The sequence below is a fragment of the Tritonibacter horizontis genome (assembly GCF_001518015.1).
Classification (GTDB): Bacteria; Pseudomonadota; Alphaproteobacteria; order Rhodobacterales; family Rhodobacteraceae; genus Epibacterium; species Epibacterium horizontis.
This window is the reverse complement of sequence record NZ_LPUY01000008.1, coordinates 168,172-192,249: the sequence shown is the minus strand read 5'-3', so window position 1 is coordinate 192,249 and position 24,078 is coordinate 168,172. Positions and strand designations below refer to the sequence as shown.

Below are 24,078 nucleotides of genomic sequence, written 5' to 3'. Positions count from 1 at the left end.
AGATTTGCGCCGGTCCCTGTTTGCGGTTACGGCGCTGTGATGCCGCGCGGCGCCCTGTTGAGTTCAGACCTCAAAACTCCTATGTCCAGAACACCCGTTCCTGACAACAAGCGCCGAGGACAGCCACGTGGCCACCCATCTTTATCAGCACGACCTGCCCGACGGTCTGGATCTTGGGTCAGCTGTGGCGATTGATTGCGAAACCATGGGGCTGCATCCCCATCGCGACCGCCTTTGCGTCGTGCAATTGTCCAGCGGGGACGGCGAGGCGCATCTGGTGCAAATCGCCAAGGGACAGACGAAGGCCCCCAATCTCGCGCGTCTGTTGACGGACCCCGCTGTCCTCAAGCTGTTTCACTATGGCCGGTTCGACATCGCTGCCTTGTTTCATGCCTTTGGAGCTTTGGCGGCGCCGGTCTATTGCACCAAAATCGCAAGCCGTCTGGTGCGCACCTATACGGATCGGCATGGGCTGAAAAACCTGACCCAGGATTTGCTGGGGCTTGATCTGTCGAAACAACAGCAGATGAGTGATTGGGGCGCCCACACCCTGACCCAAGCGCAGCAGGATTATGCGGCATCCGACGTGTTGTACCTGCACCGGCTGCGTGACGCGCTGAACAAACGGCTGGAGCGGGAAGACCGCATGGCGCTGGCGCAATCCTGTTTTGATTTCCTGCCAACGCGCGCGCAATTGGATCTGGCCGGCTGGCCGGAAACGGATATCTTTGCGCATTCCTGACAGGGTTTCACCTGTCGCTTCGAATTCTTCATGCACCGCTGACACAACAGGATGGCCAAGAGATGGATCGCTACTCACGCATCATTGCCCTCCTCAAGGTCGTGTTGCCGCTGGCGGCTGTGGCGCTTCTGTCCACCTTGTTTCTGATCGCGAGGCAGGTCGAGACAGATCCGACAATCCCCTTTGCCCAATTCGAGATCGAAGACCGGCTTCGGAATCAGCAGATCACGGCACCGTTCTTTAGCGGCACAACCGAATCCGGACATGAGATCACAATTGCCGCCGCCAAGGCGGTTCCGGATCAGGAACAAGGCGTCGCCTCTGCGACCGACCTGGAAGCGGAAATCCGCACATCTCTGGGGAAAAGCATCCTGCTGCTGTCCGACGCCGGAACGGTTCACCCCCGCAACGACACCGCAACGCTGACTGGCAACGTGCGGGTTCTGACCTCGGACGGAACGCGGGTCGAAACAGAAACGCTTCTGGCGCGGCTCAGCGCCTCGGAAATTCGCAGCCCCGGACAGATCACGGCCACTGGCCCCTATGGCGATTTTACGGCTGGCGCGATGCGGATCTTCACAAATTCGATGAAAGGTGCCGTGCATATTGAGTTCACGGACGGCGTCAAGCTGGTGTACGATCCAGCAAAAGAAGAAAGATAACCTGTGCAACGACTCGCTTTTGTTTTCTGTCTCGGCCTTGCTGCCCTCTCTCTCGCCCCGGCCGCCGGCGCGCAGGGAACCGACATTTCCTTTGGCGTCCTGAAGACGGACACCTCGCAACCTGTCGAGGTCACAGCGGATGGGTTGAACGTCAATCAGGAAGACGGATCCGCCCTGTTCGAAGGGAACGTTCTGATCATGCAGGGCGATATGCGGCTGAGCGCCGATAGCGTGCTTGTGATCAACAAGGGCGAAGGCAGCAGCGGCATCGAACGGCTTGAGGCACGGGGCAATGTGCTTCTGGTGAGTGGCGAGGATGCCGCCGAGGCAGGCGAAGCAGATTACGCCATCGACAGCGGCACCGTCGAGATGCGCGGCGACGTGTTGCTGACCCAGGGCACACGAACATTGGGCGCGGAACGAATGCTGGTCAATCTGGCCACCGGCAATGCAACGCTCAGCGGACGCGTGCGCACCACCCTTTCCGGCGGCTCCAAGAACTGATGCCCCGCCCCGATCTGAAAGTAACCCCCGGCAGTTCTGGCCTGCGCATTGAAAAGATGCGCAAAAGCTATCGGAAAAAAGTCGTCATCCGCGACGTCTCCATGGAGCTGAACCGGGGCGAGGTGGTGGCGCTGATGGGGCCGAACGGATCCGGCAAGACAACCAGCTTTTACACGATTGCCGGACTTGTCTTTCCCGAGGCCGGCACGGTCAGCATCGACGGGCAACCCGTCACGAATCTGCCGATGTACCGGCGGGCACGGTTGGGGATCGGCTATCTTCCGCAGGAAATGTCGATCTTTCGCGGGCTTTCGGTCGAGGATAACATCTCGGCGGTGCTCGATATTGCTCTGTCGCAGGAACACAAGCGCCGTGAGCGGCTCGAAGAATTGCTGTCCGATTTCTCAATCGAACATTTACGGCGCGCTCCGGCGCTGGCGCTCTCTGGTGGTGAACGACGCCGGGTGGAAATCGCCCGCTGCCTGGCTGCGGATCCCAAATATCTACTCCTTGATGAACCTTTTGCCGGTGTCGATCCGATTTCGGTCGGGGATATCCGCAACCTGGTGGCTGATCTGAAGACTCGTGGCATCGGTGTGCTGATCACCGACCACAATGTGCGCGAAACGCTCGAAATCGTCGACCGCGCCTATATCCTGCATGATGGGCAGGTGCTGATGTCCGGCACGCCGGAAGAAGTGGTCGAGAACGAAAATGTCCGTCGCGTCTATCTTGGCGATAATTTTCGCATCTCTTAAACGCTATTTGTGACAATTTTCTAAGCAAAGCCTCGCTGATCCAGGGGGTAACCCGGAAAAATGCGCATGGAATTGCATTGACTCCGGCGGGCGATTGTCATCGAATTGACGCATGGCAAATGTGCAACCCGCTGCAGTCACCCATTTGGCCCTGTGTCCAGGGTCCGGTGCGCTGCTTGTTGCACACGCGGCCCATCCTTCCTGGCGTTCATAACACGGCGACCGCAGGTCAACTGCGTGTTTCCCTATGCATCCAGGCTTAACATTAAGGAGATCACATGCGTTACAAAGTCAGCGGAAAACAGATCGACATCGGCGAATCCCTACAAACCCACGTAGAGACAGAGCTGAGCGCGGTCTTGGAGAAATACGCCGGTCGGCCGACCGATGCCCAAGTCGTCTTCTCCCGCCACGCGCATGAATATGTCTGCGAAACCATTGTTCACCTATCGACTGGCCTGACCTGTCAGGCCAAGGCGCATGCCACTGAAATCTATATGTCCTTTGATGGATGTCTGGAAAAGATGGACAAGCAGCTCCGGCGGTACAAGCGACGGTTGAAAGATCACCACCGCGACCGGAGTGAGCCGGTTGAACTTATGGGAGCCAGCTCGTATATCCTCGCCTCTGAACAGGTAGATTCCGAAGTCGAACCGGACTCGTTGCAGCCTATCATCGTCGCTGAGATGGAGACCAAGATCCCGTCTCTGTCCGTTGGTGAAGCTGTGATGCAGATGGAACTGGCGGGATCTCCTGTTTTGGTGTTTCGAAGCGACACCAAAGATGGATTGAACGTGGTGTATCGACGGGACGATGGCAACATCGGCTGGATCGAGCCGTAAGGATTTGCGAAGGGGCCATACCACGGCCCCTTCACCCCGAATGGAGCAGAGCAATGCAGATTTCGAACATCCTCAAACAAGAGGCCGTGCGGGTCATTGGTGCAGCTTCCAGCAAGAAGCGCCTGTTCCAGGAAATCGCCGAAGTCGCCAATTTCGCCCATCGGCTGGATGCGCAAACCACTGTCGAAGCGCTGCTCGACCGCGAAAGCCTTGGCCCGACGGGTGTCGGGCACGGTGTTGCCCTGCCCCATGCGCGCCTGAACGGGATCGACCAGGTGGTCGGAATCTTTGTGCTGCTGGAGAAGCCGCTGGATTTTGGCGCCGTTGATCGCCAGCCGGTCGATATTGCCTTTGCTCTTTTCGCCCCGGTTGACGCGGGCGCAGAACATCTGAAGGCGCTTGCGCTTGTGTCCCGCACCCTGCGGGAACAGAGTCTGTGCACGAAATTGCGAGCGAACCCCGATCCCACAACGCTTTATACAATCCTGACAGAGAACCAATCCGTTCAGGCCGCCTGAGACCAGGATCCGGGCCTCGCCGTCGGTAACGCGCGTCGCGTCTAGGCCCAGGTTCCAAAACCGAAGGTCAGGTAGTCGCGCATGTAAATGGTCCGGCACAGCTCCTCGAGATCCGGATGATAGATCTGGCTGAGGCTGATCGGCGTATCATCCAACGGCATAGCCACGGAGGGGGACACCTCTTTGCCCAGTTTCCGGGCCAAACGTGGCAGGTCGTCCTGAAGTTCTGTGTCGCGCAAGATCAAATCCGGCAGGGCCAGTTCTGCAAACCCGTTCACGATCTGCGTCTGGCTGGCCCAGCTGGCATCGACCCGGATCGCGGTTTGCCCCGCCAGATTGGCCTTGAGAAATTCCAAAAACTGCGCAAACGCGATCAAATGCTGCTTGGCGCCGTAGGTGCCGTCAATCTCCTGCTCGGGAATATCCAGCTTGAACTGACGACGGAGCGTATTTCGGATCTGACGCAGGCTCCCCGGTCCCTTGCAGAGGATCTTGGTGCAAAACGCCGTATGCGCGCGTGCCAAAGGATGTCGCACCACAGTAAAGCTGCGATGACCGGGCGACGCGCGTCGCCACTGCCGCAGCTGTTTCTGGTTCATGCGCGTGGGCAGTGCCTCGGCCGAGACGCCATCAAGCTGAGCCAACCAATCCGTGACAAGATTGTCGATGCCGGTCTGTGCCGGCATAAACATCAGCGGCGTTTCAGCTCCGAGCACATAGGACGGCACGACTGGTCCGCGACGTGGTTCGAAATTGGGCGTGCGCGACAGGTTGAACCGGTCCACGCCCGCCAGCGCCTCGACCATCTCGTCCGGGTTGCTGACCTTGGAAATCGCCGGCGCGGGGTTCTGTCGTTTCAACGTATCGTCCAGCGCATCAAGGCGCGCCGATACACCTAGCCATTTTGCCAGACCGTTCATCACCTCCACATCCTGCAGATCCTCATAGGCGAGGTAGAACCCGGTTTGACCGGACCGCTGCAGGCGATTCAACAAGGTCACCTGAAACTGCTGCAGGGCGTCGACATGCGTCGCGAACTCTGCCGCGTCAAAAGGCGCACTCGCGTCCTTGCGGCGGGTGACATTGGTCAGCTTCCACTGCCCGGTCGCCTTGGCGATTTTCCAGGAAACATAGCTGTCGAGCGGATTGCGCGTGAGAATGATCTTGGCAACAGTCTCGTCATCGAGAATGGCATCCAGAACACGAGGGTCGTGATCGTGGAAATACCGGAAGCCACCGAGGCCCCCGGGCGCCGCACGGACGGCTTCAAGCAGCTGATGGGGATCGTTGTCGCGCATCTCCTGCGAGATCCCCAGCACCTCTGTCCGGTTGGGGTAGCCGATGAAATGCGGGTTGAACGCCTCACCATGACAACGGACCCCTTCGAGCGCGTTCAGGTTGGTTTCGAGAAAATTGGACCCGGTCCGCATTTCAGCAAAGACCACAAAGGAGGAAAAACGGTCAGCCATCGAGATCTATTTCACCAGGTAGGGTTTGCGGGGGCGTTGAGACGTTTGCGCCGGCGTAGGGTCGACCGGGAAATCGCCCATCAAATAGGGATGCATGCCCTGGTTTTTCAGGTTCTGCAGGAATTGGCCAAAACCAACAAGGTCGACCATTTTCGGAGCCTCGCTCAGGTGGCTGTTGGCAAGGGGGCCGATTTCATCGACGATGGTCTGCAGGTTTTCCATCGGGGCCTCGACAAACTCCGCCATACTCCAGATCCGAATACGGGCGGATACCCATTTTGACCGCAAGAGCTGCAGCTGATCAGATTCGATCTGCTGCAGGCGCGCCGCTTCGCGTCGGAGCTCAGTAAAATTCGCGTTGGACTTGAACAGCGGAATCGCCCAGGCGCCGGAGATGACCGAGATCTGTGCATTGGCGTCGCGGGCCATGAACCAATTGGCCTTCTGCGTATCGCGCGGTCCGAACTGAAAACATTGCCGCTCGCCCCGGGTGTTCCAGATCAAGTTGGACAAAAAACGTTCAGGATTATAGTCCCGCGACCTGGCATTGTCGCTGAGACAGCCATTGAACAACTGCTGATCATCCGAGAACACCGCACGCTCTGGCGCAAACAGATGGCCATGAACGCGGGCGCCGGTGGCCCGGGCAAACCAGGGTTCAAAATTCTCAAACAGTTCGGAGAACCCCTGCAGGATCGAATAGGGGCCAGAGGTCATCCCGTTTTCCGCACCTACATCAGGATAGCGGCTTTGCATATACAACCCTTTTCGCCCCCGCGTCCTGCGCTCGACAGCCTTGGCGAAAATCCGGTCAATTTTGCCCGGATTGGGCTCCGTCCGCTTCATCGCGCCTGACGCATCGGTCAGGAACGTCCGGTAGAGCCGGTCAGCCTGAGGCCAGATCTTACGCGCCACAAAACAATCGGACCGCCGCAGAAGTTGCAGGTGATCATCGTAGAAAACATGGGGTTTGCCCTGAAAATCAAACTTCGACAGGGTCAGGGAACGGCTTTCGATCTTGCTGGAGTATAGCCGTGCAAGCGTTTGGTAATAGCTTTCGTCCGGGATCCAGACCCGCCGGAAATAGGCATCATATGCCTTGCGGTTGGGATCTTCCAGGATGGCGGAAAGCGTTTGTCGCGTCAGGCACCACCATTGGCTGCCCATATGCGGGATCAAGCCATAGGGAATACGACGCCGGATACCGAGTTTGCGCTGCAGGGAGACATAGGCGTCAAAGGTCCTGCGCTGACGTTTCCATGAAAACGGAAACCGCAGGGTGAAGCGTTCGGTGCTGAGGCCCCCAACAATCCACGGCACATCGGCAGTGGTTGCGCTCTCGATGAAATCGGTGCGCGGGCGCGCCGCCAGATAATCAACCAGTTCCTGAACAGGGCGCAGAGGCAGACAGGATCCGGAGGCCAGAAAAACGTGCCGGACATCCGCGAATTGAGCCAGCATCAACTCGGACGCGGATTGAGAGGCCGCGACAATTCCCCAGGTACCCCATTCGCAGCGATGGCGGTTGGAAAACCGCACCAGCGGATCCTTCGTGAATTTGACCTTGAAGGCGCGAAACCGCGCATCGTCCACTTTGCGATCCACATGCAGGACAACCGGGCACCCGGCCGCCGTCCAGTGACGCACGACCTGTTCGGCGCGTTCCAGCGCGGTATGAACCAGCATGACGATGCCGACGCTGCTCATGCCCAATTGCCTTTTGACATCAGGCCGAGGATCTCCAGCTGGCGCCAGTTGATGTATTTCTCGCTCCATTTGCACCAAAGATCGGGCTGCGTCTTGAGCGTTTCTGCATAAGCGGCATATTCCACTGATCCCGCGTAATGCTGACGCCGCTTCAGTTCCTCCTGCGCCTTGCCGCTGAAGGTATCGAGAAATTTCGTATGCAGCAGAATGCCGCTAGCCTTTTCGCCGCCATCCGTTTCATAGACCTGATTGAGACCGCGCGGCAGCAATGCATGGGTCGAGCTGACATAGGCGTATTTGCGATCCCATTTCACCAGGGGTATTTTGTTCAGCGCAGGCGCCTGACGTGGTTTGTCGCCAAAGAAGACCCGCGCACGCGGCCCGCCCTGTATCCACAGATTGCCATAGGTGGCGTTGCGGGAAACGGTATAGTTCCCGCTGTCGAACCAATGGGCAATCTCCAACGGGTTCTGGCCGGCCTTGTAGGGAATTTCGTCAATCCGCCCCTTGGGATAGACATCCAGCAACATCGCCGAAAAACTGCGCAGCTGAGAAGAATCCAGCCAATCCGTCAGCGCCCGCACGGGCCGTGTGTCGCAGAAGGGATAGACAAAAAGCTCGTCTGGATCGACGATCAGGGACCAGTGCCCGTGGGCATATTTACGCAACAGGAAATTGCACCAGTCGACACCAAAGTTCGACGCCTTGTAACTGCCCTTCGTATGCCAAATCGATACATCGTCCATCTCACCCAGATAGCTCTGCATGCCGTCATTGGAGTCGTTGTCGACAAAGAGAAAGTGACTGACGCCTAGATCGCGATAATATTTTAAAAAATACGGGAGGCGGATCTTTTCGTTGCGGATCGTCGAGACAAGCAAGATGTCCTTGGGACGGATCCGGGACGTGTTGTCCTGCACACAGCGAAGCTCCCGCGACTTTCGCAGGGCGCGCAAAATCCGGCGTTTTCGCCGGAGCCGCATCCGATAAGAATCCCAAAGCCCCAAATTAAGTTCCTTGCCTTTCGGGACCGGCCCCTTGGCCCCAGCACGGACAGCATTGCATCCGCACAAGTGCGCGCAATATGTCACGTCCCTGTTTTGGAAACAATGCGTTTAGAATTGGTTACGCTGTCCCCTCGCGGGACGCTGACCAATCCATCGGACGACACAATCCAAGGGCAGCCAGCTGCTCTGGGCTCTCATAATGCACAGCCTCGGCATGCCACAGGTCAGGTCCCTGTGCCAACTCCCGATAGTAGTCATCAAAAAGATCAGGGTTGTGGAAATGCTGGCGCCGCTTGCGTTCGCTAGGGGATTTTTCCACCACCTCGGGCAGAAATTTCGTATGCAGCAGGACAGCCGAGGGCACCGGTCCGCCGGGCCCATCATATAGCGCGTTCAACTCTCGCGGCAGCGCGGCATGGGTGGAATTGGTATAGGCAAATCGGCGATTCCAGCGGATCAGCGGTATTTTGTTCAGAGTCGGCGCCTGGTCTGGCGTCTCGGCAAAAAATACGCGCGCCCGCGGCCCGCCTTGAAGCCAGAGATTGCCCTGCGGCGCCTGCCGGACCATTCGATAGGGCTTGGCATCAAACCAGCGGAGGAGGTCTGTCGGTGCCTGTTGAGCCTGTTCTTGGTGTTGATTCAATGGGCCTTTGGGAAACAGGTCGAGCATCAGCGCGCCCATCCCGCCCTGCCCTGAGCGATCCAGGCAGTCTGTCAACTCGCGCAGGTCGTGGCGTTCCATGCCCGGGTAAACGAACAACTCGTCCACATCGACGGTCATGCACCAGCGACCATGGCCATATCGCATCAGCAACCAGCCGGACCAGTCCAGTCCGAACCTGCTTTCGCGGTAGCTGTCCGATGTCTGCCAAAGCGACAGGTCTCCCCTTGAGGCTTCGGCCTGCAAATACGCAGCACTGCCATCATCGCTGCTGTTGTCAACGACGAGGAAGTGATCGGCCCCCAGCCGACGGTAGTGCGCGAGGAAAGACGGCAATCTTTTGATTTCGTTGCGCAGAACCACAACCACAAGCCGGGAGTCGCGCGACATCTGCGCGGTATTGTCCACGATGTTCTGTAGCCGCCTGCGCGCCCGAAATGCGCGCCAAAGACACCGCCGCCGCTTCAGGCGCAACCGATACGCTGCGCCTGTCGAAATCGCCGGGAGCGGCAGTGCTGTCACATTATTTCTCGTAGTGGCCGCTTTGATGCCAGCGCCAGGCGTCGGCAATCATCTGGTCCAGTGTCGAGCGGCTCGGCTCCCACCCCAATTGTTCGCCCGCACGGGTCGAACCGGAAACCAGTTTTGTGCAGTCACCCGCACGGCGGGCGCCGATGCTATGAGGCACGTCCTGATTGGTGACGGCGCGGGAATGTTCGATCACTTCCATCACCGAAAATCCGGTGCCGGTGCCAAGGTTGAACACTTGGCTGCCCTTGCCCTCTTCGAGCCACTTCAGACCCAACACATGGGCATCGACCAAATCGCAAACATGAACATAGTCGCGAATGCAGGTGCCATCAGGGGTATCGTAGTCGGTACCAAACACCGTCAGCCCAGCCCGCTCGCCACGGATCGCCTGGATCATCAGAGGGATCAGATGCGTTTCCGGCTGATGGAATTCGCCCACCTCGCCATCGGGATCGGCCCCGGCCACGTTGAAATAGCGGAAGATGACCGACCGCAACCCGTATGCAGCTTCGAAATCCTTGAGGATATCCTCAACCGCACGCTTGGAAGCGCCATAGGCATTCAGCGGAACCTGGGGCGTGTTTTCGTCCAGCACCACGTTGTCATGCTCGCCATAGGTTGCACAGGTCGAGGAAAACACAAAATCAAGGCATCCGGCCGCGACCGCTGCTTCGATCAGGTTGAGGGAGCCGCCGACGTTATTGGCCCAATACTTGCCCGGCTGGCTCATCGCTTCACCGACCTGGCTGAGCGCCGCGAAATGCATGACAGCGGCGGGTTTGTACTTTTCAAACACCTCATCCAGACGGGCGCGATCTGTCAGCTCTCCCTGTTCAAAGGGGCCGAATTTGACCGCATCCTGCCAACCGGTCACCAGATTGTCGTAGGTAACAGGGACATGCCCGGCCTTTTTCAATGCCTTACAGGCATGAGAACCGATATATCCTGCGCCGCCGGTTACAAGAATGTTGGCCACTTTTGATCGTCTCCCTGGGATCGGAAAAATGAGTTTCGACTATACTAAAAAGCTGCCCCCTCGTAAGGGAGCAAGCTGAAGATCTTGTGACAGGTCCAGACTTATTCGGCTGCGCGACTGACTTGTGCAACGTCAGTGATGTAATCCATCAGATCATCGCGCAATTCGTCGCGGGCCAGTGCAAAATGCACCGTTGCCTGCAAGAAGCCCGCCTTGGAGCCACAGTCAAACCGCTGGCCTTTGAACCGGTAGCCGTAGACCGGGACGTCATTTGCAATGTCCTCGGCGATGGCATCGGTCAGCTGGATTTCACCGCCGGTGCCCTGCTTGCGCTGGTTCAGGTTTCGCAGGACCGACGGAGACAAGATATATCGCCCGATAACCGCAAGGTTCGACGGCGCGTCTTCTTTCTTGGGTTTTTCAACCATGCCGTTGACGGAGACCACGGACCCCATGTCTTCCTTCACGTCCAGAACACCGTAGGCAGAAGCTTTCTCGGGCGCGACTTCCATCGCCGCGACCATATTGCCACCGGTTTCTTCGTAGGCCTCGACCATCTGCTGCAAGCAGGGTTTTTCCGCCGCAATCACATCGTCGGGCAGAATGACCGCAAAGGGTTCATTGGCGATCAGACGACGCGCACACCAGACTGCGTGCCCGAGACCCAGCGCCTTGTGCTGACGGATGTAGGCAATCGCGCCAGAGTCCATATTGGTGTGCTTCAGGATTTCCAGAAGGTCGTCCTTGCCCTTCCGGCGCAGTTCCTGTTCGAGGATCGGGGCGTGATCGAAATAATCTTCGAGGGCGCCCTTGCCACGCGAGGTCACAAAAATAAATTCTTTGATCCCGGCAGCGCGGGCTTCATCAATTGCATACTGAACCAATGGCCGGTCGACCAACGTCATGATTTCCTTGGGCACTGACTTGGTTGCAGGAAGAAAGCGCGTACCCAGTCCCGCCACAGGAAAAATTGCCTTTGTAACTTTTTTGCGCATCTCTACTCTCAATTCTAAATATCCTATTGAACCGGGGCCGTTGAAACTTTGCAATCGGCCACAACAGTTCTGTTTCTCACCACACTCGCGCCATGGATCGGTTGGGAGCCACCTTACCGATCATACCGCACCACAAACTAAAGATAGCATGTAAAATCTTATAAAAATCTAGGGAAAACCAGTTATTCAACGCTCATTTTCCGCATCATAGTCTCAATCTTTGGCACATCCTGAGGATTGTTCAGCTCCCAGAACTCTCGCCCCCTGGCTTCAACCTCAACGCAGAGGATCTTGCGCCCATTTTCAAGGAATCGCAATTGTTCCAGACCTTCCAATGTCTCTAACGGTCCCGTTGGCCATGCCGGATAGGCCGCCAGGGCGTCCGGGCGATAGGCGTAGACCCCCACATGGTGGTACACCGGGGTGGGCGCCTCAGCCGCATAGGTCTGGGAGGTAAAGGGCACGACTTCTTTCGAAAAGTAGAGCGCGCTCATATCTGTGGCGAAGACAGCCGTGGTGCCGCCCACGCGCCCGGCCTTGCGATCATCCAGCAGGCTGTTCAGTGTCGCGCCGTCACATTGCAGAACGGGTGTCGCCAGTTCCATTTCCGGAGCATTGCGCAGACCGGCGATCAGATCCTCGACAAACCAATGGGGGGTCAGCGGCGCGTCGCCTTGCAGGTTGACGACCACCTCATACCCCACCCCAAGCGCAGCCTGGGCTTCGGCGCAACGTTCAGTGCCATTGGCGCATTCGACCGAGGTCATGACGACTTCGGCCCCGAAGCCCTCCGCCGTCGCTTTGATTCTGTCGTCGTCCGTCGCAACCACCACCCGGTCGACGCCCGCGACACTCTTTGCCGCACGCCAGGATCGTTCGATCAAGGTGCGCCGTTCGCCAGTGGCCCCTGTCAGCTCGACCAGAGGTTTGCCCGGATATCGAGACGAGGCATAGCGCGCCGGGATGACAATCAGGACTGACACTCAGGCCTCTTTAAGGTCGACAGCAGGGGCAAAGGCGATGAAGAACGGGTTGGCAAATCCTTCCTTGCCATAGACCAGCGGGCTGTGGTCGTCGAACCGTACGACCTGACCGCCAGCGCCGTTCAGAACCGCATGACCGGCAGCGGTATCCCATTCCATCGTGCGGCCGACACGCGGGTAAAGATCCGCCTCGCCCGTGGCAACAAGACAGAATTTCAGCGACGAGCCGGCGCTCTTCATGTCGCTGACGTTGTATTTGTTGATGTAATCGTCGGTCGCCTGATCCCGGTGGGATTTCGACGCCACAACCAGAAGCGCGCTGTTGTCACTGTCCGCCACCCGGATCGGAGTGGTCGCACCGGGCGTTTCAATGTCAAAGGGCCCCGCCTCTTCGACAGAGGTCCCGTCAGCCAAGGTATAAAACATACGGTCCCGCGCTGGCGCGTAAACAACACCACGGGTGGGAACGCCTGCTTCGACCAGCGCGATATTGACGGTAAAGTCGCCACGACGATTGATGAATTCCTTGGTTCCGTCCAACGGATCGACGATGAGAAATGTATCGCCCTTGATGGAATGGGAGGCCGACTGTTCTTCGGTCACGAGCAGCACGTCCGGAAACGCTTTCCGCAGGCCTGCGGAGATCAGCGCATCTGCGGCTTCGTCCGCTTCCGTGACCGGGCTGTCATCAGATTTGACCTTCACGTCGAAATCATCGGCGTTGTAGATCTCCATGATCTTCTGCCCTGCTTCCAGCGCAAGACGGCGGGTGACGACGATCAGCTCATCATAATTCACGAAAAAACTCCCAAGGGACTATATGTTGCCACAATGATTTGCGCTTCTTATGATCGCTTAGCAATGGATCAGCAAGATTTCCATGGGATGATAAGCGACCAACTGCTGAAATTGAGGTCATGTTTCAATACCGCACCGATAGATCGGCGCTGTCGCGCGCCATAACGCTGGGTGAAGTTGTCTTTCACTCGATCGTGCGAAGCGTGCGTTCGAAGCACAACAATGCCTTTGTCGCCCTTGGCATGAACATCGTTCAGGCGGTGATGTTCGTGATGTTCTTCTATTTCATGTTCTCGGTTCTCGGCATGCGCGGCGGGGCCATCCGTGGTGATTTCCTACTTTACATGATGTCCGGTGTCTTTCTGTTCCTGACCCACACCAAAACGCTGGGTGCGGTAGTTGGGGCCGAGGGGGCATCCAGCCCGATGATGCAGCACGCCCCGATGAACACAACGATTGCGATTCTCTCGGCGGCGCTTGGGGCGCTTTACGTGCAGATTCTATCGATGCTGATCATCCTCTTTGCCTATCATGTGGCCTTTACCCCAATCTACATCGAGGACCCGGTGTCGGCATTTGGCATGCTGTTGCTGTCCTGGGCGTCCGGCGCGGCGATTGGCCTGGTGCTCTATGTTCTGAAACCGTGGATACCCGGTGCGATCGGCATCATCTCGACGATCTATCAGCGGTCGAACATGTTGTTCTCCGGCAAGATGGTACTCGCGAATTCCCTGCCCGGCTACATGCTGCCAATGTTCATCTGGAACCCCTTGTTTCACACCATTGATCAGGCGCGGGGCCATATTTTCATCAATTACAACCCCAAGGTCACTTGGTGGGAATATACCGCCTGGCTCGCCTTGATCTTTTTTGTTCTTGGGTTGATGGGCGAATTCTACACCCGCCGGGCGGTGTCCCTCAGCTGGAGCGCGCGTCGATAGACAGGGCGCCGCACTTCAATTTTACTGGTCAGATCCCAGGCGGACAAATCAGGTCACGACCCGCATTGTCAGGTTGACCCGACCGCCCTTTGGCAAAAGCCGCGAAGATTTGAACCGGATCCGATCGACCCCGTGGTAGGCCAGTCGCGCCGCGCCGCCCATCACCACCACATCACCGGAACTCAACCAGAGAGATTCGGTCTTCTCCTTGCGCGTGGTGCCACCAAGCCGCAACAGACCATCGTCCCCGAGTGAAATCGACACCACCGGATAAGAGAAATCCGCCTCGTCCTTGTCCTGGTGCAGGCCCATCCGTGCACCCTCACCATAGTAATTGAACAGACAACAATCCGGCAGCCTGTCGCCCCCAACCAGCGCGGTCCAGATCGACAGCACCTCGGACGGGATGGCCGGCCAGGGCTTGCCCGAGGGGTGACACGCGACATAGCGGTATCCGCTTTTGTCGCTAAACCAACCGAACGAGCCGGCCGAGGTCATCCGCACCGACATTTGACCGCCCCCGGGCACCTCCGGCGAAAAAAGCGGGGCCGCCTGGAGCACCGAACGCAGGGTCTGGATCAACGCCCTTTGCTTGCTCGGCGACAGAAATCCCTTGTGGATTTCGAATCCACGCACTGTCAGTTGTGCCATTAGCCTAATCTTAACTCCGTTTATCGCAAAAGCGTCCATATTTGCCTGTAGCGGGGCAATCGCGCGGTTGCAGGGGTCATTTTCGCTCCCTATATACGCCGAGAAGCGGTTCGGGTTGATACCCTACCGCAGCTGAATCGGGGCCGGAATGCCAAAACGGGTTCTGGCTTCGGGTAATCGCCTTGTGAAGTAAAAGGGATCGAACACAATGAGCAAAGTGATCGGGATCGACCTCGGTACAACCAACTCCTGCGTAGCCATCATGGACGGCTCGCAACCCCGCGTTATCGAGAACGCGGAAGGTGCACGCACCACCCCCTCCATCGTCGCCTTCACCGATGAAGAGCGCCTTGTTGGCCAGCCTGCCAAACGTCAGGCCGTGACCAACCCGGACAATACCATTTTTGGTGTCAAGCGCCTCATCGGTCGCCGGTTTGATGACAGTGACCTCGCCAAGGACAAGAAAAACCTGCCGTTCAACGTGATTGACGGCGGCAATGGCGATGCCTGGGTGGAAGCCAAGAGTGACAAGTACTCTCCCTCCCAAATTTCCGCCTTCATCCTCGGCAAGATGAAGGAAACCGCCGAAAGCTACCTCGGCGAAGATGTGACCCAAGCGGTCATCACCGTTCCGGCCTATTTCAACGACGCCCAGCGTCAGGCCACCAAGGACGCGGGCAAGATCGCCGGTCTCGAGGTGCTGCGGATCATCAACGAACCGACCGCGGCTGCGCTGGCCTACGGCCTCGACAAGGCAGACACGCAAACCATCGCGGTCTATGACCTCGGCGGCGGTACATTCGACGTCACCATCCTCGAAATCGACGATGGCCTGTTCGAAGTCAAATCCACCAACGGCGACACGTTCCTCGGCGGTGAAGATTTTGACATGCGGATCGTGAACTACCTCGCGGATGAGTTTAAAAAGAGCCACGGCGTCGATCTGACAAAAGACAAGATGGCGCTGCAGCGTCTCAAGGAAGCTGCCGAAAAAGCCAAGATCGAACTGTCCTCCTCCAGCCAGACAGAAATCAACCAGCCGTTCATCTCGATGGACCCCAGCACCGGCCAGCCGCTTCACATGGTGATGAAGCTGACCCGCGCCAAGCTGGAAAACCTGGTCGGCGACCTGATCAAGAACTCCATGAAGCCCTGCGCGGCCGCCCTGAAAGACGCCGGCCTGTCCGCGTCCGACATTGACGAGGTCGTTCTGGTCGGTGGTATGACCCGGATGCCGAAAGTCATCGAAGAGGTGACAAAGTTCTTTGGCAAGGAACCGCACAAGGGTGTGAACCCGGACGAAGTGGTTGCCATGGGTGCCGCCATTCAGGCCGGCGTTCTGCAAGGCGACGTGAAGGATGTGGTTCTTCTGGACGTGACCCCGCTGTCCCTGGGCATTGAGACCCTCGGCGGCGTGTTCACCCGCCTGATCGACCGCAACACCACGATTCCGACGAAGAAGTCGCAGGTCTTCTCCACCGCCGAGGATCACCAGAGCGCCGTGACAATCCGCTGCTTCCAGGGTGAACGCGAAATGGCGGCCGACAACAAGATGCTCGGCCAGTTCAACCTCGAGGACATCCCGCCGGCCCCACGCGGCATGCCACAGATCGAAGTCACCTTCGACATCGACGCAAACGGGATCGTGTCCGTGTCCGCCAAGGACAAAGGCACCGGCAAAGAGCAGAAGATCACGATCCAGGCCTCTGGCGGTCTGTCCGACGAAGACATCGAAAAGATGGTCAAGGACGCCGAAGACAACGCCGAAGCGGATAAGGAACGCCGCGAGCTGATCGAAGCCCGCAACCAGGCCGAGAGCCTTATCCACTCGACAGAAAAATCTGTCGAGGAGCATGGCGACAAGGTGGATCCGACCACGGTTGAGGCGATCGAACTTGCTGTTGCTGCGCTGAAGGATGACCTTGAGAGCGACAAGGCCAGTGCCGAAAAGATCAAATCCGGTATTCAGAACGTGACCGAAGTGGCCATGCGTCTGGGTGAGGCGATCTACAAAGCCCAGGCCGAAGAAGGCGACGCGGAAGAACCCGCAGCCGCTGACGACTCCGCCGCGAATGGTGCAGACGATGATATCGTTGATGCCGAATTCGAGGATCTGGACGACAACAAGCGCTAAGGGTGCACCTTGGCCAAAGGTGGGCCGGTCCGTACCCCGGACCGGCTCTCTTTCGTTGAGGCAGAAGGGATTTTCCGATGTCAAAACGTGATTACTACGAGGTGCTTGGAGTCTCCAAAGGAGCCAGCGCCGACGAAATCAAAAAGGGCTTTCGCACGAAAGCCAAGGAACTGCACCCGGACCGAAACTCGGACAATCCGGATGCTGAAGCGCAATTCAAGGAGGCCAATGAGGCCTACGACATCCTGAAGGATCCGGAACGCAAGGCCGCCTACGACCGCTATGGTCATGCGGCGTTCGAAAACGGCACCGGCGGTGGCGGCGGTGGTCGCCCCGGAGCAGGACATCCGGGCGGCGATTTCTCCTCCGCGTTCTCTGATGTCTTCGACGACCTGTTCGGAGATTTCATGGGCGGCGGCGGTCGCGGCAATGCCCGTCAGCGCGCGTCGCGTGGTGCAGACCTGCGCTACAACCTGCGTCTCTCTCTCGAAGAAGCCTTCTCCGGTCTGCACAAGACGGTGAATGTCCCGACGTCGGTCAGCTGTTCCTCATGCGAGGGGACCGGCGCCGAAGGAGGCGCAGAGCCTGCCACCTGCCCCACATGTTCCGGCATGGGAAAAGTGCGTGCGCAGCAGGGGTTCTTTACCGTTGAACGCACCTGCCCGACCTGTTCCGGACTTGGTCAGATGATCAAGAACCCGTGCAAGACATGTCATGGTCATGGTCGCGTGGAAAAGGATCGCTCGCTATCGGTCAATATCCCGGCCGGCGTCGAAACCGGCACCCGGATTCGCCTCGCTGGCGAAGGCGAGGCTGGATTGCGTGGTGGCCCTCCGGGCGATCTCTATATCTTCATCGAGGTCGCGCGCCACGAGTTGTTCGAACGGGAAGGCAATGACCTGCATTGCAGGGTTCCGGTTTCGATGGCAAAGGCCGCGCTTGGGGGGGCCATCGAGGTTCCGACCATTGATGGCGGGCGCGGTCGTGTCCAGATTCCCGAAGGCAGCCAGTCCGGTCGCCAGATGCGGCTGCGCGGCAAAGGCATGCCCGCCCTGCGTGGCGGCGGTGTCGGCGATATGTTCATCGAACTGGCCGTCGAAACCCCGGTAAGTCTGACCGCCCGCCAGAAAGAAATCCTGCGCGAATTCGATGATCTCTCGGAAGAGAACAACAACCCAGAAAGCCGCAGCTTCTTTTCCTCCGTCAAAAGCTTTTGGGACGGAATGAAGGGCTGAACCAATTGGCCGGGCCAGCCTTCTGGCCCGGCTCCCCCTGTAAAACGCCCCACGGGGCGTTTTTCTTTTTTCTAGCTTCACGCTTCACAGCCGACCGGTTAACGACTCGCTAACCAAGGTGAAGCCACCATGGACCCATGGGAAAATCGGGTCATTTCGAGGAACACATGCGATCGCTGTTTGACGACAGTGACGAGGCCCCTGCGGCTCCAGTCCCGCAAGGGCGTCTGCCCTCCTATATCAAGGACCATCGCGCCCGTCTGCGCGACCGTTTCATGAGCGGCGGCGCAGCGGCGATGCCTGACTACGAGCTGCTCGAGCTTATCCTGTTTCGCTCGATCCCGCGCAAAGATGTCAAACCGCTCGCCCGACTTCTGCTAAACCAGTTTGGCGATCTAAATCGCGTTATCAGCGCGCCACCTGAACGTCTGGCGCGTGTGTCGGGCGTTGCGACGGCAGTGATTTGCGACCTGAAAATCCTCGAGGCCGCTGCCCAGCGCATGGCCCGCTCCCGCGTCATGCAGCGTCAGGTGATTGCCAGCTGGGATGCCCTTCTGGACTATTGCCACACCGCAATGGCGCATAGGGAAACAGAGCAGTTTCGCGTGCTCTACCTCGACCGCAAAAATGTCCTTGTGGCGGATGAGGAACAGGGGCGTGGAACCGTCGATCACGTACCGGTATACCCGAGAGAAGTTGCCAAACGTGCCTTGGAACTGAACGCCAGCGCGCTGATCCTGGTCCACAATCACCCCTCTGGCGACCCAACACCGTCGCAAGCGGATATCTCCATGACCCGAAAAGTGGACGCCGCCCTGGAGGCGCTTGGCATTGTGCTGCACGATCATTTGATTATCGGCGCGTCAGACGAGCTATCCTTTCGGTCCGAAGGTCTTTTGTAACCGGCCTCAGCGCGGGCGACGCAAGACACCCGCAGCCGGCAAAAGGCCAACCTCCGTCTCGACAGGCGTGGCATTGTGGTTGAACCAGAACTCCTCCGTTGCAGTGCGGCGGGTGCGCACGCCGACCGGCAAATCACGCATCTCCAGACCCGCCGCTTGGCCAAGGACTTTTAGCAACCGATCCATTCCAACCGGGTCGAGCCACGCCCCGCAATAGGTCATACTCCCATCACGCACCGCAACCGCAGCACCGGAATCGGTTTGCAGCAGCGGCACCGCAGAACCTTCCAATTCCTCGACATAGTGCATGACGGCGCCGCCCCCTGCCAAAGGCCGCGGTAGATCGGGCCGCAGGCTTTCGACCCGCGCGACGGTTACATCCAGACCAGGCAGGTCCGGCGGTAGCGGTGAGGTCGGGATATTGAAATGCGCATCGCGCGCACCGCTGCGCGGACCCACCAGGATCTCCGCGTCACTCTCTGACAAGGCCTGTTTCAAGTCTTGCGGCATATGCATCAGGCCGGGTGCAAGGATCAAACGATAGCCCGAGAAATCCCGCGTTTCTGCCGGCAGGATATCAATCGTCACACCAAGACGGCGCAGCGCCTTGTAGTGATCAAGGATCAGACCAAAATAGCTCAACCCTGCGCCATGAGGTTGGGTCGACCAAGCCCAATCGGCATCATAGTCAAAGAGGATCGCGACAGGTGCTTGGGACGGTTGCAAATCCGGTGCATCCCGAAGCTCTTCGGCCACCTGGCGGGCTTCGATGATCGCAGGCGCGTCCTTGTGATCCGGTCGCACCATGCCCGCATGCATCTGCTCCTGCGCAAAGGGGGCCTGACGCCAGCGAAAATAACACACGGCCTCGGCCCCGTGGGCAAAGGCCTCCCAGGTCCAGAGCCGAACCATTCCCGGCAACGGCGACGGATTGTACGGCGCCCAATTCACAGGCCCGGGCTGTTGCTCCATCACCCACCAGCGGCCACGCCCGACCGCGCGGTACAGATCGTGATGCAGGGCCTGAAAATCCGGGTCCCCTTGCTGGGAAAAGGCACGTTGCTCCGCCGCGCTCGCGCCCGCCCGATCCTCCAGAAACCCAAGCGGGTAGCTGTCCCAGGTGGAAATTTCCAAATCCGCACCGAGCTTGAAATGGTCGAAATCCGTCACGCGACCCATGAAATTATGCGAAATCGGCGCGGCAGAGTGTTCCTTGATGATCTCGACCTGGGCCCGATTGAACGCAATCACCTGGTCCGAACTGAACCTTTTGAACGCAAGAACATGCGCTGGGTTCGGTTCTGTCACCGTGAGGTTGGGCAGACCGATTTCGGTAAAATCCCGATACTCCATCGACCAGAACACATTGCCCCAAGCGGCATTCAGGGCCTCGATGTCGTCGTCAAAGGCCGTGCGCAACCACGATTGAAATGCCCGACCAGCTGCATCTGAATAGCTGATCACCGTATCATGGCAGCCATATTCATTATCTGTCTGCCACGCGGCAACATGCGGATTGGCCCCGTAGCGCTCTGCCATCAGCCGCGTGATCCGCTGGCTTTCCGCAAAATACCCTTCATGGCTGAAGCAATAGTGCCGCCGCGACCCAAAGCCGCGTTTTTGACCAAATTGATTAACGGCAAACATATCCGGATGACGCTCCGCCATCCAGCGCGGCGGGGTCGCAGTTGGCGTTCCCAGAACAACCTTCAGGCCCCTGCTGCCCAGAACCTCGATCGCCTGGTCGAGCCAGTTCCAGCACAACTGCCCCGGAGTCGGCTCCAGTCGCGACCAAGAGAACTCACCGATCCGCACCCAGGTCAATCCGGCCTCCGCCATGCGCGTGGCATCGCTTTCCCAGATGTCGGTCGACCAATGTTCCGGGTAGTAGCAGGTTCCAAGGGTACGTTTCATCAAAATCTCACAGGATCACTGGGTGTTCGGGTTGGCCAGAGGCGCCGGTGGTAACGACGAAGGTGCATCCGGCGGGCGCTACGTCGATACCGTCAGCGGCCGACGTAATGTATAGCGTCGAAAGGGTCGTACCGCCGAATGCGGGGCATGTCGTTTGGGGCGTCGGCAGGGAAATCGTCTCTAATACGGCACCATTAGGGTCGTAACAGACCACGCGCCCTGCCCCCCACTGAGCATTCCAGAGATTTCCGTGACGATCCACAACAGCGCCATCCACGCCGAAATCCTCTGCACTCAGGTCCAGGAAAACAGTCGGATCGCCCTCGGGCCAGCCATCCTCCGCCGCCAGAGATTGCCGCATGATGCGCCCGACCTCTGTATCGACATAATAGGCACAGCTCCGGTCCGGCGCGAAACAGATCGCATTGGAAATGGTCACATCGGGCACAAGTTGACGTAGTTCACCGCGATAGAACCGATAAATCGCGCCGGCCTTGGGGTCCGCATTGAACCCCATCGTACCGATCCAGAACCCGCCCCAAGGGTCGGCTCTGCCATCGTTGGACCGTGTTGTCGGATTGTCCGCTTCCAGCGGGCACAAAAGAGTACGCTTTTCGGTCAGCAGATCAAACTGCCAAAGCCCGGTTTCGCTGGCCAGCAGGAGCGTGTCCCGATCCACCCAACCCGCCGCAGAGTGACATTCGTCAAACTGCCAGGTGCGTTCTGCGTCACCCTCCTTGGAAATCATTTTTTGGCCGAGAATATCGAACCAGAACAGCTGATTGCGCACAGGATGCCACAGCGGACCTTCACCGAGTTTACAGGGAACGGAGCTGAAAATTTCCACAGTCACAATGCGACCTCGTCATAAGCTTTGACCAGCGCCCGTGCATTGGCCGCGACCTCTTTGGCGCTTTGTCCCGGTTTATAAAGCGACGTGCCAATCCCGAACCCGGTGATGCCCGCCGCCTTCCATTCCGCGAAATTGCCGGGTCCGACACCGCCAACGGCATAGGTCTTGGTGTCCTGAGGCAACACGGCCTTGAGCGCGGTAAATCCGTCGACAGCCAATTTGAACGCCGGAAAGAACTTGAGCCCATCCGCACCGGCGCGCAGAGCGGAAAAGGCTTCGGTCGGGGTCAACACGCCGGGGTAGGACAACATGCCGGCCGCCTTGGTCGCCGCGATCACATCCGGATTGCAGTCCGGAGAGACCACCATCTGAGCGCCAATATCCTTAAGCCGTTGCACAGCGACGGTATCAAGCACCGTCCCCGCCCCGATCAGCGCCTGGTCCGAGGCGTGCAGGATCATTTTTTCGATGCTCTCAAACGGACGCGGAGAGTTCAGCGGCACCTCGATGCGCGTAATCCCCGCCTCCAGCAATCCATTCGTAACCGCTATGGCGTCCTCGGGGGGCAACCCGCGGAGAATTGCGATAATCTCTCGGCTCATATTCTGTTCCTTATGTCTTTGGCGCCCGAGCGGTCCGCAGCCCCGCAAGCGTGATCTCTTCGGCATCGGCGACGATCGTTTCGGCCCCTTGGCTTTGCAAGGCGACCGCATATGCTCTGGCAATCTCATTTTCGCCAACGATCACCACGGTCTTGTCTTGCCAGTTTCGTCGCATATCCTCGATCTCCAGCCCCAGCAGGTAGCCCGAAGCCCGCGAGCGGGCGATAATCGGGTCCAGATCGCTCAACAAAGCCTCTGCGCGCAGTCGGAACAACGCATTGGCGATCCCATGCGGCGACTTGATCGCAGCATGGCAGCCCGCCTCAAATGCGCCTTGGTCCCAGCCTTCGGTCGCAACAGAATGGCGCAACACCGATTGCTTGCTCACCAGTTGAAAAAGCTCTCCGGTGAGGAAAGTCGCAAAATGGGTGATCTGTCCGGCGCGCACCGAAACCCATTTGGTATGCGTGCCCGGAAGGCAAATCACCCCGTCCATCTCCGGCTCTGCGGCGAGAACACCGGCGATCTGGGTCTCTTCGCCCCGCATCACATCCGCCGGGGCGTGCTGCATCACGCCCGACAGGATGCGCACATCGAGCCGCTTGTCCGCTGTCACGACCCGGGTCGCTGTGTCGACGGAGGGGGGCGCACATGGGGCCACCAGATAAGGCGCCTCCACCCAACCCTGCCGGGATCCTGCCATCCCACAGCAGATGACCTCCAATTGTTCGCGCCCCTGAATATACGGCTCTAACAAGGTCAAAAGTGTCTCTTCATAGGCCGTGGGGGCCAAGACACCCATCCCCTTGTCAGAGTCAATTCTGCACAACGGACGGTCATCATCATCCATTGGCCATATGCGAAGATGCGACGTGCCCCAGTCAACGGCGATCCAGCTTGGCGTGCTGTGTGGTTCTTGGGTCATCCCGACACCACCACTCCGCCGTCGACCACCATGGCCTGGCCCGAAATCATTCGGCTCGCTCTGGATGCCAGAAAGAGAGTGGATTCGACGATGTCTTGCGGGGCGAGGTGATCCTTGAGGCACTGACGGTCGAGATGCGCGGCGAGCGCCTCCGGCGTGGCCCATTTGTCGAGTTGTTTTTCAGTTAGCACCCATCCCGGTGCCAGCGCATTGACGCGAATCCGGTCGGGGCCAAACTCTCGGGCAAGACTGCGGGTCAAACCATTGATGCCTGAATTGGCTGTGGTGTAGGCAGCGTATCCGCTATTGCCCATCATGTAGCTAATCGAGGTAAAGTTGACGATGGCGCCGCCACCCATTTTTTGCATTCCCGGAACCACGGCCTGGCAGGCAAAAAAGTAAGCCTTGAGATTGATCGCCTGCGACCAATCCCAGAACTCTTCGTCCACATCCAGCGTGGCATGGCGCTGATCGTTGGCAGCGTTGTTGACCAGCACACCAATGGGGCCATGCGCCTCTGCCGCCTCGGCAATCGCCGCCTTTAGCCCGGTGACATCGGTAATGTCGCATCGAATAAACAGCGGGCGATTTCCAGTCTCGCGCGCCATCCGCTCGACAAATGGGCTGGCATCCGAGCGCCCGACAAAGGCCACCTTGGCCCCCTGCCGCAGGAATCCCTCGGTCAGCGCAGCCCCGATACCGGATCCCCCGCCAGTGATGAAAACAGAAGCCCCCTCAAGGTCATGAAATGTTGCGTTCAGGTCCATT

24 protein-coding genes are annotated in these 24,078 nt (G+C 58.5%); 10 read left to right on the top strand and 14 right to left on the bottom strand.

Going from position 1 to position 24,078, the window contains the following annotated elements:
* The first annotated feature begins 127 nt into the window (after positions 1–127).
* From TRIHO_RS01225 to TRIHO_RS01200, 6 genes are all read left to right on the top strand, one after another.
* Complete coding sequence (locus tag TRIHO_RS01225) at positions 128–742, top strand: ribonuclease D (protein WP_068239533.1); 615 nt, start codon at positions 128–130, stop codon at positions 740–742.
* Between the two features lie 62 nt (positions 743–804).
* The gene (lptC, locus tag TRIHO_RS01220) at positions 805–1,404 is read left to right on the top strand and encodes an LPS export ABC transporter periplasmic protein LptC (protein WP_068239531.1); all 600 of its coding nucleotides are present in this window, start codon (positions 805–807) and stop codon (positions 1,402–1,404) included.
* Positions 1,405–1,407: 3 nt separating this feature from the next.
* Entirely contained in the window at positions 1,408–1,908 is a 501-nt protein-coding gene (locus TRIHO_RS01215) for an LptA/OstA family protein (protein ID WP_068239528.1), read from the top strand.
* Positions 1,908–2,666, top strand: coding sequence for an LPS export ABC transporter ATP-binding protein (gene lptB, locus TRIHO_RS01210; RefSeq protein WP_068239526.1), 759 nt, complete (start codon positions 1,908–1,910; stop codon positions 2,664–2,666). The genes TRIHO_RS01215 and lptB overlap by 1 nt, the downstream gene beginning before the upstream one ends.
* A gap of 278 nt (positions 2,667–2,944) precedes the next feature.
* The gene (gene hpf, locus TRIHO_RS01205; protein WP_068239523.1) at positions 2,945–3,508 is read left to right on the top strand and encodes a ribosome hibernation-promoting factor, HPF/YfiA family; all 564 of its coding nucleotides are present in this window, start codon (positions 2,945–2,947) and stop codon (positions 3,506–3,508) included.
* 53 nt (positions 3,509–3,561) lie between these two features.
* Positions 3,562–4,026 (top strand): PTS sugar transporter subunit IIA, encoded by a 465-nt coding sequence (locus TRIHO_RS01200; protein ID WP_068239521.1) that lies wholly within the window; start codon positions 3,562–3,564, stop codon positions 4,024–4,026.
* A gap of 41 nt (positions 4,027–4,067) precedes the next feature.
* Here the strand turns inward: TRIHO_RS01200 and TRIHO_RS01195 are convergent, their stop codons facing one another.
* The 8 genes from TRIHO_RS01195 to cysQ form a co-directional block, all read right to left on the bottom strand.
* Complete coding sequence (locus tag TRIHO_RS01195; protein WP_068239518.1) at positions 4,068–5,495, bottom strand: sulfotransferase family 2 domain-containing protein; 1,428 nt, start codon at positions 5,493–5,495, stop codon at positions 4,068–4,070.
* 6 nt (positions 5,496–5,501) lie between these two features.
* Positions 5,502–7,202, bottom strand: a complete 1,701-nt coding sequence (locus tag TRIHO_RS01190; protein WP_068239515.1) for a DUF5927 domain-containing protein — start codon at positions 7,200–7,202, stop codon at positions 5,502–5,504.
* Entirely contained in the window at positions 7,199–8,185 is a 987-nt protein-coding gene (locus TRIHO_RS01185) for a glycosyltransferase family 2 protein (RefSeq protein WP_068239512.1), read from the bottom strand. The genes TRIHO_RS01190 and TRIHO_RS01185 overlap by 4 nt, the downstream gene beginning before the upstream one ends.
* A 142-nt stretch (positions 8,186–8,327) precedes the next feature.
* The gene (locus tag TRIHO_RS01180; RefSeq protein WP_232367673.1) at positions 8,328–9,233 is read right to left on the bottom strand and encodes a glycosyltransferase family 2 protein; all 906 of its coding nucleotides are present in this window, start codon (positions 9,231–9,233) and stop codon (positions 8,328–8,330) included.
* Between the two features lie 160 nt (positions 9,234–9,393).
* Entirely contained in the window at positions 9,394–10,377 is a 984-nt protein-coding gene (gene galE, locus TRIHO_RS01175; protein WP_068239505.1) for a UDP-glucose 4-epimerase GalE, read from the bottom strand.
* Positions 10,378–10,478: 101 nt separating this feature from the next.
* Positions 10,479–11,372: a UTP--glucose-1-phosphate uridylyltransferase GalU gene (galU, locus tag TRIHO_RS01170; protein WP_068239502.1), complete on the bottom strand. Its 894-nt coding sequence runs from the start codon at positions 11,370–11,372 to the stop codon at positions 10,479–10,481.
* Positions 11,373–11,554: 182 nt separating this feature from the next.
* Positions 11,555–12,355 (bottom strand): 3-deoxy-manno-octulosonate cytidylyltransferase, encoded by an 801-nt coding sequence (locus TRIHO_RS01165; protein WP_068239500.1) that lies wholly within the window; start codon positions 12,353–12,355, stop codon positions 11,555–11,557.
* Positions 12,356–13,153: a 3'(2'),5'-bisphosphate nucleotidase CysQ gene (cysQ, locus tag TRIHO_RS01160; protein ID WP_068239499.1), complete on the bottom strand. Its 798-nt coding sequence runs from the start codon at positions 13,151–13,153 to the stop codon at positions 12,356–12,358.
* A 119-nt stretch (positions 13,154–13,272) separates the two neighbouring features.
* Between cysQ and TRIHO_RS01155 the strand changes: the two genes are divergently transcribed.
* Positions 13,273–14,094, top strand: coding sequence for an ABC transporter permease (locus TRIHO_RS01155; protein ID WP_068239496.1), 822 nt, complete (start codon positions 13,273–13,275; stop codon positions 14,092–14,094).
* A gap of 48 nt (positions 14,095–14,142) precedes the next feature.
* Here the strand turns inward: TRIHO_RS01155 and TRIHO_RS01150 are convergent, their stop codons facing one another.
* Positions 14,143–14,745: an alpha-ketoglutarate-dependent dioxygenase AlkB family protein gene (locus tag TRIHO_RS01150; RefSeq protein WP_068239494.1), complete on the bottom strand. Its 603-nt coding sequence runs from the start codon at positions 14,743–14,745 to the stop codon at positions 14,143–14,145.
* A gap of 208 nt (positions 14,746–14,953) precedes the next feature.
* Between TRIHO_RS01150 and dnaK the strand changes: the two genes are divergently transcribed.
* The 3 genes from dnaK (at position 14,954) to radC (ending at position 19,016) form a co-directional block, all read left to right on the top strand.
* Complete coding sequence (gene dnaK, locus TRIHO_RS01145; RefSeq protein WP_068239492.1) at positions 14,954–16,879, top strand: molecular chaperone DnaK; 1,926 nt, start codon at positions 14,954–14,956, stop codon at positions 16,877–16,879.
* Between the two features lie 77 nt (positions 16,880–16,956).
* On the top strand, positions 16,957–18,114 hold the full coding sequence (gene dnaJ / locus TRIHO_RS01140; RefSeq protein ID WP_068239490.1) for a molecular chaperone DnaJ: 1,158 nt from the start codon (positions 16,957–16,959) through the stop codon (positions 18,112–18,114).
* A gap of 137 nt (positions 18,115–18,251) precedes the next feature.
* Positions 18,252–19,016 (top strand): RadC family protein, encoded by a 765-nt coding sequence (radC, locus tag TRIHO_RS01135; RefSeq protein WP_068239486.1) that lies wholly within the window; start codon positions 18,252–18,254, stop codon positions 19,014–19,016.
* A gap of 6 nt (positions 19,017–19,022) precedes the next feature.
* Here the strand turns inward: radC and TRIHO_RS01130 are convergent, their stop codons facing one another.
* The 5 genes from TRIHO_RS01130 to TRIHO_RS01110 are packed head-to-tail and all read right to left on the bottom strand — an operon-like array spanning position 19,023 to position 24,077.
* The gene (locus TRIHO_RS01130; RefSeq protein ID WP_068239484.1) at positions 19,023–20,930 is read right to left on the bottom strand and encodes a beta-galactosidase; all 1,908 of its coding nucleotides are present in this window, start codon (positions 20,928–20,930) and stop codon (positions 19,023–19,025) included.
* A gap of 7 nt (positions 20,931–20,937) precedes the next feature.
* Positions 20,938–21,783, bottom strand: a complete 846-nt coding sequence (locus tag TRIHO_RS01125) for an SMP-30/gluconolactonase/LRE family protein (RefSeq protein ID WP_068239481.1) — start codon at positions 21,781–21,783, stop codon at positions 20,938–20,940.
* Entirely contained in the window at positions 21,780–22,385 is a 606-nt protein-coding gene (locus tag TRIHO_RS01120) for a 2-dehydro-3-deoxy-6-phosphogalactonate aldolase (protein ID WP_068239478.1), read from the bottom strand. Before TRIHO_RS01120 ends, TRIHO_RS01125 begins: the two co-directional genes overlap by 4 nt.
* Positions 22,386–22,395: 10 nt before the next feature.
* Positions 22,396–23,310: a 2-dehydro-3-deoxygalactonokinase gene (locus TRIHO_RS01115; protein WP_068239475.1), complete on the bottom strand. Its 915-nt coding sequence runs from the start codon at positions 23,308–23,310 to the stop codon at positions 22,396–22,398.
* Positions 23,307–24,077, bottom strand: a complete 771-nt coding sequence (locus TRIHO_RS01110) for an SDR family NAD(P)-dependent oxidoreductase (protein WP_068239472.1) — start codon at positions 24,075–24,077, stop codon at positions 23,307–23,309. The genes TRIHO_RS01115 and TRIHO_RS01110 overlap by 4 nt, the downstream gene beginning before the upstream one ends.
* Position 24,078 lies beyond the last annotated feature (1 nt).

Bases quoted from the DNA above. Each gene is read 5' to 3' on its own strand.
- lptC (WP_068239531.1), top strand. From the start codon at position 805: ATGGATCGCTACTCACGCATCATTGCCCTCCTCAAGGTCGTGTTGCCG.
- lptB (WP_068239526.1), top strand. From the start codon at position 1,908: ATGCCCCGCCCCGATCTGAAAGTAACCCCCGGCAGTTCTGGCCTGCGC.
- hpf (WP_068239523.1), top strand. From the start codon at position 2,945: ATGCGTTACAAAGTCAGCGGAAAACAGATCGACATCGGCGAATCCCTA.
- TRIHO_RS01200 (WP_068239521.1), top strand. From the start codon at position 3,562: ATGCAGATTTCGAACATCCTCAAACAAGAGGCCGTGCGGGTCATTGGT.
- TRIHO_RS01195 (WP_068239518.1), bottom strand. From the start codon at position 5,495: ATGGCTGACCGTTTTTCCTCCTTTGTGGTCTTTGCTGAAATGCGGACC.
- TRIHO_RS01190 (WP_068239515.1), bottom strand. From the start codon at position 7,202: ATGAGCAGCGTCGGCATCGTCATGCTGGTTCATACCGCGCTGGAACGC.
- TRIHO_RS01185 (WP_068239512.1), bottom strand. From the start codon at position 8,185: ATGCGGCTCCGGCGAAAACGCCGGATTTTGCGCGCCCTGCGAAAGTCG.
- galU (WP_068239502.1), bottom strand. From the start codon at position 11,372: ATGCGCAAAAAAGTTACAAAGGCAATTTTTCCTGTGGCGGGACTGGGT.
- TRIHO_RS01155 (WP_068239496.1), top strand. From the start codon at position 13,273: ATGTTTCAATACCGCACCGATAGATCGGCGCTGTCGCGCGCCATAACG.
- TRIHO_RS01150 (WP_068239494.1), bottom strand. From the start codon at position 14,745: ATGGCACAACTGACAGTGCGTGGATTCGAAATCCACAAGGGATTTCTG.
- dnaK (WP_068239492.1), top strand. From the start codon at position 14,954: ATGAGCAAAGTGATCGGGATCGACCTCGGTACAACCAACTCCTGCGTA.
- dnaJ (WP_068239490.1), top strand. From the start codon at position 16,957: ATGTCAAAACGTGATTACTACGAGGTGCTTGGAGTCTCCAAAGGAGCC.
- radC (WP_068239486.1), top strand. From the start codon at position 18,252: ATGGGAAAATCGGGTCATTTCGAGGAACACATGCGATCGCTGTTTGAC.
- TRIHO_RS01130 (WP_068239484.1), bottom strand. From the start codon at position 20,930: ATGAAACGTACCCTTGGAACCTGCTACTACCCGGAACATTGGTCGACC.
- TRIHO_RS01120 (WP_068239478.1), bottom strand. From the start codon at position 22,385: ATGAGCCGAGAGATTATCGCAATTCTCCGCGGGTTGCCCCCCGAGGAC.
- TRIHO_RS01115 (WP_068239475.1), bottom strand. From the start codon at position 23,310: ATGACCCAAGAACCACACAGCACGCCAAGCTGGATCGCCGTTGACTGG.
- TRIHO_RS01110 (WP_068239472.1), bottom strand. From the start codon at position 24,077: ATGGACCTGAACGCAACATTTCATGACCTTGAGGGGGCTTCTGTTTTC.